This window comes from Nonomuraea sp. NPDC050202, assembly GCF_040656115.1.
In the GTDB taxonomy this organism is placed as follows: domain Bacteria; phylum Actinomycetota; class Actinomycetes; order Streptosporangiales; family Streptosporangiaceae; genus Nonomuraea.
The window spans coordinates 127,701-141,469 of sequence record NZ_JBFALF010000001.1; the positions used below are offsets into that span (position 1 = coordinate 127,701).

Below are 13,769 nucleotides of genomic sequence, written 5' to 3' on the forward strand. Positions count from 1 at the left end.
GCCGGTGAGTTGGACTAAAGTCCGGATGGTGCGGGAAACGTCGCTGGAGCTGCTGATGAGCCGGCCCGTCCAGGAGCGGGCGGACGCGGCACGCAACCGGGAGAAGGTGCTGGCCGCGGCGGCGCGGCTGTTCGCCGAGAAGGGCGTGGACGCGGTCTCGATGGACGCCGTGGCGGCCGAGGCCGGGGTGGGCAAGGGCACGCTGTTCCGGCGCTTCGGTGACAAGTCGGGGCTGGCGGTGGCGCTGCTCGACGCCCGCGAGCGCGACCTGCAGCAGCGCATCCTGTCGGGCCCGCCGCCGCTCGGGCCGGGCGCGCCCGCCCGCGAGCGGCTGGTCGCGTTCGTGCGGGCGTACCTCGACTTCCTCTTCGCCCACCTCGACCTGGTGCGCATGTCGGAGACGGCCAGCCCGGGCGCGCGTTACCGCATCGGGGCCTACTGGTTCTGGCACCGGCACGTGACGATCCTGCTGGCCGAGGCCAGGGGCGGCGACGCCGACGCCCTGGCGCACACGCTGCTGGCGTCCATGCAGGCGGAGCTGGCGGAGGTGCTGCAGGGTGAGTACGGCCGAGACCGCGCCGTCGCCGCCGTCACCACCCTGGCGACGGCGCTGACCCAAGAGACGGCGCTGACCTAAGAGGAGACGCTGACCTAAGCTGACCTAAGAGGAGGCGGCCACGCGGCGGCGGGCCTCGGGGACGATGAGCGGGGTGCCCGACTGCGGGTCCGGGATGATCTCGCAGCGCAGGTCGAACACCTCGTGCACCAGCTCGGACGTGACGATCTCCGTGGGATCCCCCTCGGCCACGATCCGGCCGCCCCGCATCACGATGAGATGCGTGGCGTACCGGCACGCCTGGTTCAGGTCGTGCAGCACGGCCACCATGGTCCGCCCCTGCTCGTGCAGCTCCGCGCAGAGGTCCAGCACCTCGATCTGATGGGAGATGTCCAGGAACGTGGTGGGCTCGTCGAGCAGCAGGATCGGCGTCTCCTGGGCCAGCGCCATGGCCAGCCACACCCGCTGCCGCTGCCCGCCCGACAGCTCGTCCACGATCCGGTCGGCCAGCTCGGCCACGTCGGTGGCGCGCATGGCCTCCGACACGGCCGCCTCGTCGGCCTTCGACCACTGCCGCATCAGCTTCTGGTGCGGGTAGCGGCCGCGGGCCACCAGGTCGGCCACGGTGATCCCGTCGGGCACGATCGAGCTCTGCGGGAGCAGGCCGAGCCGCCGCGCCACCTCCTTCGACGGCAACGAGGTGATCACGCTGCCGTCCAGGTGCACGGCGCCGGTCCTCGGCTTGAGCATCCTGGCCAGGGCCCGCAGCAGAGTGGACTTGCCGCAGGCGTTCGGGCCGATGATCACGGTGAACGACTCGTCGGGGATCGCCACGGTCAGGTCCGTGGCCACCACGCGCTGGTCGTAGGCGAGCGTCAGGCCGGCACCGGAGAGGCGGCAGGCGGAATCCATCAGTGGCGGTCCTTTCGGAGGAGCAGGACGAGGTAGGTGCCGCCGATGGCGGCGGTCAGCACACCGACGGGCAGCTGGGTGGGGGCGAGCACGCGCTGCGCGGCCAGGTCGGCGGCGGTCAGCAGCACGGCGCCCATGAGGGCGGAGGAGGCCAGCGTCACGCCGGGGGAGCGGGTCAGCCGCCGGGCGAGCTGCGGGGCGGCCAGCGCGACGAAGATGACGGGCCCGGCGGCGGCCGTGGCCACCCCGGACAGCAGCACACCGGCCGTGACGGCCGCCGCGCGGACGACCTCGACCCTGATGCCCATGGCCTTGGCCGCGTCGTCGCCCATCTCGATCATCCGCATCGGCCGCGCGATGGACAGGCACAGCGGCAGCAGCACGAGCAGCGCCAGCGCCACGGGCCAGGCGTGCTCCCAGCCGCGCCCGCCGAGGCTGCCGGTGAGCCAGGCGCCCGCGTTGGCCGCGTCGTTGATGTTGGCCCGGGTCAGGATGTACGAGTTGACGGCCACCAGCAGCGCGTTCGCCCCGATGCCGACCAGGACCAGCCGGTAACCCTGGACGCCGCCCCGGTAGGCCAGCAGGTACACCAGCGCGGCCGTCACCACGCACCCGGCCAGCGCGCCGCCGGCGATCGTCATGGCGGAGCCGCCCGCGACCACGGCGAGGATGCCGCCCGTGGAGGCGCCGGCGGTGAAGCCGATGAAGTCGGGGCTGCCCAGCGGGTTCCTGGTCAGGCTCTGGAAGATGGCCCCGCTCAGGCCGAACGCGGCCCCGACCAGCAGCCCGGTCACCACGCGCGGGGCGCGGAGCTTGCCGACGATCAGCTCGGCGACCGGCGTGCCCTGCCCGAAGATGGCCGAGACGATGTCCGGCACGGGGACGGTGAACTCGCCCGTGGACAGCGCTGCCACGGTCACCAGGAAGCCGGCCACGACGAGGACGACGCTGACGAGCAGGGCGCGCGGCGCGAGCCGTACGGACCAGGAGCCGACGCGGACGTTCACAGCGCGGCCACCCGCTTCCGCCTGGCGAGCATGATGAAGATCGGCGCGCCGATCACCGCCCACACGATGCCCACCTGCACCTCTCCCGGCCGGGCGATGAGCCGCCCGATCACGTCGGCCCCCAGCAGCAGGATCGGCGCGGCCAGCGCCGAGTACGGCAGCACCCACCGCTGGTCGGGCCCCACCAGGGCGCGCACGGCGTGCGGCACGATCAGCCCGACGAACACCAGCGGCCCGGCGGCGGCGGTGGCGGCGCCGCACAGCAGCGTGACGGCCACGCCGGCGAGGATCCTGGTCCTGTTCAGGTTCACGCCCAGCGCCTTGCCCGCGTCCTCGCCGAGCGCCAGCATGTTGAGCGGCCTGGCCAGCAGCAGCCCGAGCACCAGCCCCGCGACCATGAACGGCGCCAGCCGCACCAGCGTGTCGGCCGTCTGCCCGGCCAGCGAGCCGGTCAGCCAGAACCGCATCCGGTCGAAGGTCTGGGAGTCCATGCGCAGGATGGCCGAGGAGATCGCCGTGCAGACCATGCCGAACGCGACTCCGGCCAGGGCCAGGCGTACCGGGCTGGAGCCGGCGCGGCGCCCGGAGGCCAGCGAGTAGACGGCGACGGAGGCCAGCGCGGCCCCGCCGAAGGCGAACCACACGTACACGACGGGGTCGGTGAGCCCGAACAGGCCGAGCGCCAGCGTGACGCCGAGCGCGGCGCCCTGGTCGATGCCCAGCAGGCCGGGGTCGGCCAGCGGGTTGCGGGTCAGGCTCTGCATGAGCGCGCCGGCCAGCCCGAGCGTGGCGCCCACGCCGAGGCCGAGCAGCGTGCGCGGGACCCGCAGCTCGCGGATGACCGTGTGGTCGTTGGAGCTGTTCGGCGCCACGAACGCGTCGATCACCGTGCCGAACGACACCGAGCGGGCGCCCAGCGCCACGCTCGCCATGGCGACCAGCGCCAGTAGGCCGAGCGTGACGACCAGCCCGGCGACGAGCACCGAGGCACGCCCCTTGGCCGCGCGTCCACCGCCTTCCTGGCCCGCTCCGGCCGCGACCGTTACCTCAGCCGGGCGCACCCGACCCCCTCTCGTAGCAAGTCAAACTTAGGCAAGGCTAATCTAATGGCCACACAAGAAGGCAAGCCTAACCTTAGGAGATGTACATGTCGGGACCGGTACTGGCTCGCAGGGGCTTCCTGTCGGGCGCGGCAGGACTCGCGGCGGCCCTGACACTCGCGGCGTGCGGTGACGGCGGGACCACCACGCAGGCGACCCCCGCGGCACCGGCCACCTCCGGCGCCCCCGCGCAGGGGCCCTGGACGTTCACCGACGACCGCGGCAAGAAGCTCGAGCAGCCCAAGGTCCCCACCAGGATCGTCGCCCAGGTGGGCGCCGCGGCCGCCCTGTGGGACTTCGGCGTGCGCCCGATCGCGGTGTTCGGCCCGCACAAGCTGAAGGACGGCAGCAAGGACCCGCAGGCCGGCAACGTGGACATCACCAAGGTCACGGGCCTGGGCAACGTCTGGGACGAGTTCAACGTCGAGCAGTACATCGCCCTGCAGCCCGACCTCCTGGTCAGCAGCATGTACATCAACGGCACCCTCTGGTACGTGCCCGAGAAGTCCAAGGACACCATCGAGCAGGTCGCGCCCACCGCCGGCGTCATGCTCACCGGCAAGAGCGCCACCGAGGTGATCGGCAAGTACGAGCAGCTGGCCACGTCGCTCGGCGCGAGCATGGAGGGCGTGCCCGAGGCCAAGGCCCGCATGGAGGCGGCCACCAAGGAGCTCGCCCAGTTCAAGGACCTCAAGATCCTCCTGGCGTCGGGCGGCGCGGACGCGTTCTGGGTGGTCAACCCGCCGGAGTACCCGGACATCGTGCACATGGTCAACGCGGGCCTGAACGTGGTCACGCCGGCCAAGGTGGACGAGGGCGGCTTCTTCCAGACGCTGAGCTGGGAGAACGCCGACGAGTACGACGCCGACGTGATCCTCTACGACACGCGTACGCAGGCGCTCAAGCCCGAGGAGATGATGAAGAAGCCCACCTTCGCCAAGCTCCCCGCGGTCAAGGCCGGCCAGCTCTACCCGTGGTCAGCCGAGGCCCCCTTCAGCTACCAGGGGTACGCCACCTTCCTGGAGGAGCTGGTGGCGAACCTGAAGAAGGCCGAACCGCTTCAGTAGGCGCCCCGCACCTCGATGATCTCGGCGAGGGGGAACTCCAGGTAGTCGCCCGCCTCCTCGCACCAGGCGTCCAGCGCCCCGCCCTTGAGCTCGCCATGGCTGATCGTGGCGGTCAGCCCGTCGGCCAGCGTGATGCCGGCGCGCACGCCCCGATCGACGACGAAGCCGAGCAGCGACTGCTGCGCCGTCGGCAGCCTGGTCGCCATCCTGCCGATGATCGCCCAGGTGCGCCCGTGCTTCCCGTCGTCCGCCCGGCCGGCGGCGACGAGGCGGCGGGCGTGCTCGTACGGGTCGGGCGGAGGCTCGACCAGCATGTGGGGCGGCGCCTCGAACTCCGCCAGACCGGGGAACTCCGACAGCTCGGCCACCTGCCCGCCGGGCAGCAGGATGAGCTTGCCTGGGGCGCTCTCCTCGGCCCTGGCCCGGTGGATGGTGATCTCGCCGGTGTCGGAGACGGGCACGGGGGAGTAGCCGACCTCGCGCAGCGCCGCCAGCGTACGGTCGGCCGGCGCCGCGCTGACCAGCACCGTGGGGGCCAGCAACCGCAGCCCCAGCCGGCCCAGCCGCCGGTGGGCGGCGATCTCGGCCAGCAGCGTCGGGTCGGTGGCCTGCACCACGCACCCGACCGTGCTCACCGTGACCTCGCCGTGCCTGCGGGCGGTGTCGCGGATCAGGTATTCGAGCGGCTGCGGGATGGTGCCCACCCCGGCCAGCTCGTCGAGCAGGTCGTCGGCCTCGTACCCCTGGTCGAGCGCCCGCCGCACGCTCGGCGTGGTGAAGCGCCACACCGAGGCCGCGCCGCGCGACTCGCGGTCGGCGCAGCGGTCGAGCAGCGCCGCCAGCTCCGCCGACGGCGGCCCCGTGACGACCGCGGTCAGGTCGGGCCCGAACAGCGCGCTCCTGCGCACGCTGGCCAGCGCCCGGGTGGCCGCCTCCGCCAGCATCGGGTCGTGCTCGACCATCGGCACGGCGTCGTCGTTCTCGTCTCCCGGCCTGGCCGTCAGCCCGGCCAGGGCACGGCCGAGGTCGGTCAGCGTGTTGTTGGCCAGCAGCCCGAGCAGCCTGGCCTCGTCGAGCACGGCGGGCGCGCACTCGCGCATCAGCGCCCTGTCGATCAGCGGGGCGTGCCAGTGGACGTTGCTGATCAGGCTGTCGCGGTCGGCGAAGGCCATGCCCGAGGGCAGGTGGGCGAGCACCGACAGCACGGCCCTGCGCACCTGGGCGATCACGGGGCCGGCGGGATCGTCGCCGAGCACGGTGCCGTACTTGCCGTCGATCTTGCGCAGCGACGAGCGCTCCATCCGCCACCACGCCGCCAGCAGCACCCGCAGCCGGGCCGAGCCCTCGTCGAGCCGCCAGCGGTCGAACCGTTCGGTGGGGATCATGCCGCCGGACGGCTCGTCCCAGGCCATCAGCCTGGCCACCGCGCACACCTCGAGCAGCAGCCGCGTCTCGTCCTCGTCGCAGCCGGTCTCCTTGGCCACCCTGCGGACCTCGCGCACGCCCACGCCGCCGGTCTTGAGCAGCGGCAGCGGCGTCTTGGAGGTGTTGTCGAGCAGGGCCGCGCACCGCTCGACCACGTGCGGGGCGGCCAGCGTCATCAGATGGTCGACCTCCTCGGGATCGACCGGGATCGTGGCCAGCTCGGGCGCCTCGGGCAGGTAGGCCGGGTGGTAGCCGGAGCCGCGCAGGCAGATCGCCACCTCGCGGGGGATCTCGGCCTTGTGCCAGCTCGGCCGGAAGAGCAGGCCGTGGTCGGCGCACCACCGCTCGGGGGTGCCGGGGCTGACGAACCGGGCGCCGTCGACGGTGAGCGCGGGGCCGTCCCAGGCGAAGCGGTCGAGCAGCGGCACGGTGCCCTCGGGGGCGTGGCGCATCAGCGCCCTGACGCGGTCGGTGTCGCTGAGCGCCTCGATGACACGGGTGATCATGCGGCGCTTGTTGCCCTGCACGGGCAGACCGAGGTTACGGGCGAGGGCGTGCAGCGCGTCGTTGCTGATCGACCAGGCGTTCAGGTAGTGATCAAGGGGCTCGCCGAGGCTGAGTGGCGCGGTCCACCAGCGCGCGACGCCTTCGGCGAGGTGGATGACGCCGTCGTCGCCCGGCCAGGCCAGGGCGTGGTCGTAGAGGTGCTCCAGCCAGGGCGTCACCTCCTCGGGCGGGCTGCTGAGGAAGCGTGCCAGGGTCTCGGCGGTGGGGCGGGTCATGGCCAGGGCGGTCTCGGCGACCTGGAGGCAGGGCAACGGCAGGCGGCGCAGGGTCTCGATCACGGCGACGGCGTTGCCGAGCCGCTGCGCCAGGGTGTCGAGCCGCCTGGGCCAGGGCGCGGCGATGGCGTCGGGCCTGTTGGCCAGGATGCGGCCAAGCCGGTCCTCGTCCAGTGTTCGTAGCCAGCCGAGCAGGTGATTTTCCATCTGTCAGCACTCTCATGGGGTCGCGCGCGGGACTCACCGTGAGCCATGACCATCCACGGTAATGCAGATCACCCCCGGTCAGGAGAGGACTGCCCAGACGATCTTTCCGTGAGGCGCGAGTGCGGACCAGCCCCAGCGGAGGCTGAGCGATTCGACGATGTGGAGTCCGAGGCCGCCGGTGTCAAGGGGCCCAGGGTATCGCAGCACCGGTACCGAGGAGCCTGGATCGGTGAAGGCGCTGGTCACCAGCGGCCCCCGGCGTACGAGGGACATCTGGACGGCGTGCTGGCGGGCCGGTTCGTCCAGGCACAGGCCGTGCCGGAGCGCGTTGGTGGCCAGCTCGGAGACCACCAGCTCCATGTTGTCGGCCAGCTCGCCGAGCCCCCAGCCGGTCAGCGCGCCCACGGTGAAGCTGCGGGCGGAATGGACCGAGGAGGCGGTGGGCGGGAGCACGAACGTGGCACTCATGGACGGGCCGGGGACCAGCAGATCGCGGGCGGCCTCCGGCCACCAGCCGACAGGGGGCCACCAATCGAACGTGGTCCACTGGCCGGGTGCCGTGGTGGATTGCACGTGATCATTCTGCTGCAAACTCTCGTGCAGGTGCAAGAGCGAATGCACGTGCAGACAACTCGTGCAAGCGCTACCGTTGCCCTCAAATGGTCAATATGGGGGAAAGGGGATCTTGTCCGCGGCCCATGATCTTTCGGCCGTGAAGTGACAGACTGTAGGTGCATACTCCGCTACCCTGCGGTCGCCCGTACAAAGGGGCGTATCGCGGGTGCAACTTCGCTACGTGCGGTGGGCGCCGCCGAGAACGGTGCGGCCTCATCGTGTTGCAAGGAAACGACCAAGGAGCAGCACGTGTCGATTGATCCGCCCGGGACCGGTTCAACCGTTCGGCGCATCATGCTGGGGGCGAGTCTCAGGCGCCTCCGCGAGGCCAGCGGGCTCGACCGGGCACAGGCCGGATTCCACATCCGGGCGTCCGAGTCCAAGATCAGCCGCATGGAGCTCGGCCGCGTCGGATTCAAGACACGTGACGTGGAAGACCTGCTCACCCTGTACGGCGTCGTCGACGATGCCGAACGCCGTGCCCTGCTGGAGATGGTGCGCGAGGCCAACACCCCCGGGTGGTGGCACAAGTACTCGGCCGAACTGCCGTCGTGGTTCACCACGTACATCGGTCTGGAGGAGGCGGCCAGCGTGATCCGCACCTATGAGGTGCAGTTCGTGCCCGGCCTGCTGCAGACGGCCTCGTATGCGCGTTCGGTCTTCCAGCTTGGAAACCCCGATGCGAGTCCCGAGAGAATCGAACGGCGCGTGCACCTGCGCATGCAGCGCCAGGAGCGCTTCACCCAGAAAGACGGACCCCGGCTGTGGGCCGTCATCGACGAGGCGGCGCTCAAGCGGACCATCGGCGGGCGGGAGGTCATGTCCGAGCAGCTCCAGCATCTGCTGGAAGTCGCTGCCCTTCCCAACATCACCATCCAGGTGATGCCCTTCAGATTCGGCAAGCACGCCGCTGAGGGGGGCGCGTTCAGCATCTTGCGGTTTCCCGAGTCCGACCTGTCGGACGTTGTCTACGTCGAGCAGCTCTGGGGTGCCCTGTACCTGGACAAGCGTGAGGACATCGATCCGTACCTCACGGCCATGGAGCAGTTGTGCGTGGAGAGCACCACGCCAGGGGGCACCGTCGAGCTCATCGGCGGTCTTCTCAGAAAGATGTAGATGAACCAGACCTACAACGGCATGCCGGCGGCGGACCTGACCCAGGTCGCCTGGCGCAAGAGCCGCTACAGCAACTCGCAGGGCAACTGCGTCGAGCTCGCGGAGCTTCCCGACGGGGGCATCGCGGTGCGCAACTCGCGCTTCCCCGACGGCCCTGCCCTCATCTATACCCGCGACGAGATCCGGGCGCTGGTGCTCGGGGTGAAGGACGGAGAGTTCGACGGCCTGCTCGTGTAACAACATGTTCACACCGGCGCGCCCCGCGTAACGAGGGCGCGCCGGAGGTGTAACCGCCCGGCCTCGTCCCTTGGCCAGGATCGGGTCATGCTCGACCAGATGACTCTGTATCCGATCGCCGACGACGTGCTGTTCGCGCCGGGCGGCAAGGTCGTGATCCGCACCTATGGTGTGGCGCCCGCCACCACTGGCGCCTCCGTCTCCTACCGCACCTGGGTGACCGGCCTGCGCGACCAGCCCCGGTACTGGCACTGGGGCCACTTCGAGGACGCCGCGTCCGGGCACCGCAGGGTCCTGGAGTGGCTCACGGGACGGGGGCCCCAGCCTTCCCAAGCGCCGGCCTGATCGCTATCCTCTGAGCCAAGCAATCGCTTGGTGGCCAGAGGAGGCGTGGTGCGGCGCGCGATCCACCTGATCGAGGAGGTCGACTTCCGGCCGATGAACTCCAGGCGCCCGCTGGAGTACCTCACCTGGCTGACCCGCTACAAGCGCGAGGACGAGGAGCGCGCGGCCCCGGAGCTCACCTCCGGCATGTCCATCAGGTCGCGCGAGATCGACCTCGTCGGCGCCTTCTACGCGGTCGGCATCACCGGCCATCCCCAGTTCAAGGCCGTCACGCTGTGGGACTGCCACGGCGGCTGGGACGGCGGCTGGCGGCAGATGATGGAGATCTACCAGGGCGTGGACCAGCGCCTGTTCCTGTCCGACATCGACGACCTGCGCTTCTCCGCGTACTCCCGGCCGCTCGGGGCCGCCCCCGGCTGCCCGCCGCTCGCCGAGGCGCCCGCCGCCGAGCTCTACCTCTTCGAGAGCGCCCGCGTACGCCCCGGGGCCGCGCTCGACTACCTGCACGCCGTCCGCACCGAACGGGCCCCGCTGCTCGCCGAGCACGGCCACACCCTCGTCGGCCTGTACGAGGTGCTGTTCTGCGACAGCGAGGCGGTCACCGTCTGGGCCGTCTCCCTCGACGACCACCTGGCCACCCAGCGCGCCCGCGACGCGGCACTGGGCCTCGACGACGAGGTCGAGCCGGATTCTCGGCTGTTGGACTGGGGAAAACGCGCCCGCGACTACCTTGAGGGCCGCTGGCGTGAGACGCTTCTGGCACCGTTCCCCGGCTGCCGCCTGGCACCAGGGAGCCCGCCGGGTTAGCGTCGGCTGCGGAGGTGGCCATGACGGACTCCTACCTCTACAACGGGCAGAGCCCAGACGACCACGTCGCCTCGTGCCCCGACTGCAGCGCTGCCATCGCGCTGCTCGACGGGCCGGAGACCGCCGCCGGGCCGCCCCCGTCGCTGCGCGAGTCCGTGATGTCCATGGCGCGCAGGCGCCGCAGCCCGGCCCCGGTGCCCGTGGCGACGGTCGCGGTCCCGTACGCCGAGCAGGTCGCGCTCATGGACGACCTGCTGACCGCGCTGAGCGCCCCCGACTGGGAGGCCCCGATCGCCCGGCACGGCACGATCAGGGGGCTCGTCGAGCACCTGGCCGCCAACGACGCGACCGTGGCCCGGTTCATGGGCGTGGCCGGCGAGGGCGTGACCACGACGGCCGCGCCGATCCACCGGCGCTGGCGCGAGCAGGCCGGGTCCCTGCTGCAGCGCGTGTCGGGCAGCACCGAGGTGCTGCTGGACGTGGAGCTGGCCCTGGCCGGCACCAGCCCCACCCCGGCCCGCGCGCCGCTGCGCCAGGCCATGGTCCAGCGCACGTTCGAGACGTGGACGCACGCCGACGACATCCGGGCCGCCACCGACCGCTCCAGGGCCGCGCCCCGCCCCGAGCACGTGCGCATGATCGCCGAGTTCGGCCTGGTCATGCTGCCGCACGCGATGAAGGGGCCGCGGCGTGACGTCTCCGCCACCATCGTGCTGACCGGCCCCGGTGGCGGCAGCTGGACGATCCCGCTCTCGCCGGCCTCCGGCCACGTCGGCGTGCTCGTCTCGGCCGACGCCGTGGACTTCTGCCGGCTGCTGGCCAACCGGTGGCTGCCCGGCTGCTTCCCGTACGCCGCCGAGGGCGACCCCGCACTCGCCCGCGAGCTGATCCGCGCCGCCGCGACGCTGGGATGCGACTGATGAGCGACATGGACCTGTGCGCCCGACTGACGGCCGGCGACCTCGACGCGCTGGCCGACGCCTACGACCAGCACGGCCCGTACGTGTACGGCGTCGCCGTCAAGGTCACCGGCAGCCAGGCGTACGCGGAGGAGGTCACCCAGGACGTGTTCACCGCGCTCTGGGAGCGGCCCCTGTCCTACGACCCCGGCCTCGGGTCGTTACGCGGGTGGCTGGTGAGCAGGGCCCTGCACGAGTCGGCCCTGCGCACGAAGGTCTAGCTCTACAACTGGTTGACGGGGGCGTTCCATGACATGAGCACCGGCTCGGCGTGCTCGAAGCCGAGGCGCGAGTAGGTGCCCGTGTCCAGCTTCAGCAGCCTGCCGTCCTCGGGCGCCAGGCCCAGCCAGCGGGCGGCCAGCACGCGCAGGAAGTGCCCGTGCGCCACCAGCGCCACCCGCCCGTCCACCTGCCTGGCCCGCTCGATCACCCGGTCGGCGCGCGCGGCCACCTGCGCCGCGCTCTCGCCGGGGTGCTCCGCGTCGCCCGGGATCACGCCGTCGCGCCACAGGTACCACCCGGCCCTGGTCCGGCGGATCTCCGGCGTGGTGATCCCCTCGTAACCGCCGTAGTCCCACTCCCACAGGTCGGCGTCCACCTGGTAACCGGTCAGCCCGGCCAGCTCCGCCGTGCGGCGGGCGCGCTGGGCGGGGGAGACCAGCACCAGGTCGAACGACTCCTTGACCAGGGGCGCCAGGGCCCTGGCCTGCTCCTCGCCGTGCTCCGTCAAAGGCAGGTCGGTACGGCCGGTGTGTTTGCCCGCCTTGCTCCATTCGGTCTCACCGTGCCGGAGCAGCAGCATCTCGTTCATGTGTCCCATCATCGGGCACGGCCGATCTCGGCCTGAGGCCAGGTAGGCGCGCCCGGGCGGGCAGCCGGAGGAGTGTGAGCGGGCGCGTCAGGTGGCCAGTTCCTCGACGACGGGCTCGAAGACGTCCAGATCCCGCTCGTGATGCAGCACGAAATACGAAATATCATGCTCATCCCGCCAGTAGCGGAGCTTGTCGGCGATGTCGTGTCGTGTGCCCAGCAGCACCTGCGGCGTCTCGTCCAGTGCGGTGCTGTCGGCCGCGCTCCACGCCTCCTCCGCCTTCCGCTCGCCCGCCTGTATCACGCTGGTGCCCAGTTCGAGCCCCGCGTACCGCTCCCCGGCGGCCTCGCGTACGGCGGCGAGCTTGCCGAGCAGCGCCCGCAGCCCCCCGTCGCGCAGGTCGGGCCCGCTTCCGTCGGGCTTCACCCGCATCCCGATGTTCACGACGTCGGCCTCCTCGGCCGCCAGCCGCAACATCCGGGCCCCGCCCGCGCCGATCACCAGCGGCGGCCGGGGCCGCTGGAGGGGCTTGGGCTGCTGGTCGAGCCCGGAGATCCGGTAGTGCCGTCCGTCGAAGTGGAACGGCCCCTCACCCCAGAGCCCCTTGAGCACGGCCAGGGCCTCCCGCAGCCGCTCGACCCGCACCCCCGGCGGCTCCAGCACCAGCCCCGCGCCCGCGTAGTCGCCGGCCATCCACCCGGTCCCGATCCCGACCTCCAGCCGCCCGCCGGACAGCAGGTCGAGCGTGGCCGCCTCCTTGGCCAGCACGGCGGGGTGCCGGAAGTCGTTGGCGAACACCAGCGTGCCCACGCGCAGCCTGCTGGTGGCGCAGGCGGCGGCGGTGAGCGCCGCGATGGGCGCGAGCCTCGGACCGACGAGGTGATCGGGGACGAGCAGCACGTCGAACCCGGCCCCCTCCAGCCTCCTGGCCTTCTCCGCCCACGCCTTCCCCGACTCCGCCTCCCGCACCACCGCCCCGAACCTGAACCGCCGCACGCTCGCCTCCCACCAAATGCTTGCTTGGGATCATAGTCGCGCGGCGCGGTCCTGCCGAATGCGTGCGGGCAGCAGCTCAGGCCTTGTCGCGGGGGTGGGGCAGGGCCAGGGAGACGCCGCCCATGCCGGCCGCCAGGACGATCCAGGCCGCGGCCGCCGCCGCGTTCGAGATCTGGGCGAACCAGGCGACGGGGATCAGGAACGGGGCCACGATCAGGGCGATCGCCGCCCACTTCGGCGCCGCGCCGGCGAGCGCCGCCACGCCCAGCAGGACCAGCCCGAGCAGTGCCGGGAAGAACCCGAAGCCGGCCGCCGCCGTCGGCGCCCCCTCGCCCACCTCCGTGATCAGCTGGTTCGTCGTGGCCGCGTCGAGCCCCACGCGGGCGGCGGCGTAGATGACGTCGTCGGTGTCGACGGTGGGCAGGGTCAGGATGAAGGCGAGGATCATGCCGATCAGTCCCAGCACGGGCCGGCCCGACCTGGCGACCCTGCTCACGGCGAGGAGGCCGGGGATGAGGGCGGCGAAGCTCAGGAGGCCGAGCCAGCTCGGCAGCGCGTACGCGTCGAGGTGGGCGGTGAAGGCCCGGACGTACGGCTCGCCTTCCAGCGTGGCCTGGAACGGGGTGAGCAGCAGCGACAGGGCGATGAGCAGAGGTGCGGCCACCGCGCAGGCGATCATCGCCGTACGGGTGAACCTCGACGTGACGGACGGGGTGTCCACTGTGGTCATGCTTGCGAGGGTCGGCCAGGAAGGGCGGGCGCGCATGAGTAAGGGGGTACTCAGACGGCGGGGGCTTACCAAGCGCTTGCTTTAGGTGCCAGACTGG

Annotated in this window: 16 protein-coding genes; 8 read left to right on the forward strand and 8 right to left on the reverse strand. The window is 71.8% G+C overall.

Translation table 11 applies throughout. The features are described 5' to 3' along the window. The first annotated feature begins 25 nt into the window (after nucleotides 1–25). Nucleotides 26–637: a helix-turn-helix domain-containing protein gene (locus AB0I79_RS00745; protein ID WP_357865500.1), complete on the forward strand. Its 612-nt coding sequence runs from the start codon at nucleotides 26–28 to the stop codon at nucleotides 635–637. Between the two features lie 24 nt (nucleotides 638–661). Here the strand turns inward: AB0I79_RS00745 and AB0I79_RS00750 are convergent, their stop codons facing one another. From AB0I79_RS00750 to AB0I79_RS00760, 3 genes are read right to left on the reverse strand one after another with little or no spacing between them, the layout of a single operon-like run. Further along, nucleotides 662–1,468 (reverse strand): ABC transporter ATP-binding protein, encoded by an 807-nt coding sequence (locus AB0I79_RS00750; protein WP_357865502.1) that lies wholly within the window; start codon nucleotides 1,466–1,468, stop codon nucleotides 662–664. Next, nucleotides 1,468–2,475, reverse strand: coding sequence for an iron chelate uptake ABC transporter family permease subunit (locus AB0I79_RS00755; protein ID WP_357865504.1), 1,008 nt, complete (start codon nucleotides 2,473–2,475; stop codon nucleotides 1,468–1,470). Before AB0I79_RS00755 ends, AB0I79_RS00750 begins: the two co-directional genes overlap by 1 nt. Then, nucleotides 2,472–3,536 carry an iron chelate uptake ABC transporter family permease subunit gene (locus AB0I79_RS00760; protein WP_357865506.1) on the reverse strand — a complete coding sequence of 355 codons (1,065 nt, stop codon included), beginning with the start codon at nucleotides 3,534–3,536 and terminating at the stop codon, nucleotides 2,472–2,474. The genes AB0I79_RS00755 and AB0I79_RS00760 overlap by 4 nt, the downstream gene beginning before the upstream one ends. A gap of 86 nt (nucleotides 3,537–3,622) precedes the next feature. Between AB0I79_RS00760 and AB0I79_RS00765 the strand changes: the two genes are divergently transcribed. Continuing rightward, nucleotides 3,623–4,642: an ABC transporter substrate-binding protein gene (locus AB0I79_RS00765; RefSeq protein WP_357865508.1), complete on the forward strand. Its 1,020-nt coding sequence runs from the start codon at nucleotides 3,623–3,625 to the stop codon at nucleotides 4,640–4,642. Here AB0I79_RS00765 and AB0I79_RS00770 read toward each other — a convergent pair. Both AB0I79_RS00770 and AB0I79_RS00775 read right to left on the reverse strand, forming a co-directional pair. After that, nucleotides 4,636–7,056 carry a helicase-associated domain-containing protein gene (locus tag AB0I79_RS00770; protein WP_357865510.1) on the reverse strand — a complete coding sequence of 807 codons (2,421 nt, stop codon included), beginning with the start codon at nucleotides 7,054–7,056 and terminating at the stop codon, nucleotides 4,636–4,638. The two genes, AB0I79_RS00765 and AB0I79_RS00770, sit on opposite strands and share 7 nt — an antisense overlap. Nucleotides 7,057–7,134: 78 nt before the next feature. Further along, nucleotides 7,135–7,629, reverse strand: a complete 495-nt coding sequence (locus tag AB0I79_RS00775) for an ATP-binding protein (RefSeq protein WP_357865512.1) — start codon at nucleotides 7,627–7,629, stop codon at nucleotides 7,135–7,137. Nucleotides 7,630–7,965: 336 nt separating this feature from the next. Between AB0I79_RS00775 and AB0I79_RS00780 the strand changes: the two genes are divergently transcribed. The 6 genes from AB0I79_RS00780 to AB0I79_RS00805 all read left to right on the forward strand — a co-directional run bounded on the left by AB0I79_RS00780 (nucleotide 7,966) and on the right by AB0I79_RS00805 (nucleotide 11,356). Further along, complete coding sequence (locus tag AB0I79_RS00780) at nucleotides 7,966–8,787, forward strand: helix-turn-helix transcriptional regulator (protein ID WP_357867037.1); 822 nt, start codon at nucleotides 7,966–7,968, stop codon at nucleotides 8,785–8,787. Further along, nucleotides 8,788–9,024, forward strand: coding sequence for a DUF397 domain-containing protein (locus AB0I79_RS00785; RefSeq protein ID WP_043632079.1), 237 nt, complete (start codon nucleotides 8,788–8,790; stop codon nucleotides 9,022–9,024). Nucleotides 9,025–9,123: 99 nt separating this feature from the next. Further along, on the forward strand, nucleotides 9,124–9,369 hold the full coding sequence (locus AB0I79_RS00790) for a hypothetical protein (protein ID WP_357865514.1): 246 nt from the start codon (nucleotides 9,124–9,126) through the stop codon (nucleotides 9,367–9,369). A gap of 48 nt (nucleotides 9,370–9,417) precedes the next feature. Then, nucleotides 9,418–10,176 (forward strand): hypothetical protein, encoded by a 759-nt coding sequence (locus AB0I79_RS00795; protein ID WP_357865516.1) that lies wholly within the window; start codon nucleotides 9,418–9,420, stop codon nucleotides 10,174–10,176. 20 nt (nucleotides 10,177–10,196) lie between these two features. After that, complete coding sequence (locus tag AB0I79_RS00800; RefSeq protein WP_357865518.1) at nucleotides 10,197–11,096, forward strand: maleylpyruvate isomerase family mycothiol-dependent enzyme; 900 nt, start codon at nucleotides 10,197–10,199, stop codon at nucleotides 11,094–11,096. Further along, entirely contained in the window at nucleotides 11,096–11,356 is a 261-nt protein-coding gene (locus tag AB0I79_RS00805) for a sigma factor (RefSeq protein ID WP_357865520.1), read from the forward strand. The genes AB0I79_RS00800 and AB0I79_RS00805 overlap by 1 nt, the downstream gene beginning before the upstream one ends. 2 nt (nucleotides 11,357–11,358) lie before the next feature. On the opposite strand, the gene AB0I79_RS00810 is transcribed toward AB0I79_RS00805, so the two are convergent. The 3 genes from AB0I79_RS00810 to AB0I79_RS00820 all read right to left on the reverse strand — a co-directional run bounded on the left by AB0I79_RS00810 (nucleotide 11,359) and on the right by AB0I79_RS00820 (nucleotide 13,672). Next, nucleotides 11,359–11,946: a histidine phosphatase family protein gene (locus AB0I79_RS00810; RefSeq protein ID WP_357865522.1), complete on the reverse strand. Its 588-nt coding sequence runs from the start codon at nucleotides 11,944–11,946 to the stop codon at nucleotides 11,359–11,361. Between the two features lie 87 nt (nucleotides 11,947–12,033). Next, nucleotides 12,034–12,942 (reverse strand): TIGR03621 family F420-dependent LLM class oxidoreductase, encoded by a 909-nt coding sequence (locus AB0I79_RS00815; protein WP_357865523.1) that lies wholly within the window; start codon nucleotides 12,940–12,942, stop codon nucleotides 12,034–12,036. 76 nt (nucleotides 12,943–13,018) lie between these two features. Beyond that, nucleotides 13,019–13,672, reverse strand: a complete 654-nt coding sequence (locus AB0I79_RS00820; protein ID WP_357865525.1) for a hypothetical protein — start codon at nucleotides 13,670–13,672, stop codon at nucleotides 13,019–13,021. Nucleotides 13,673–13,769 lie beyond the last annotated feature (97 nt).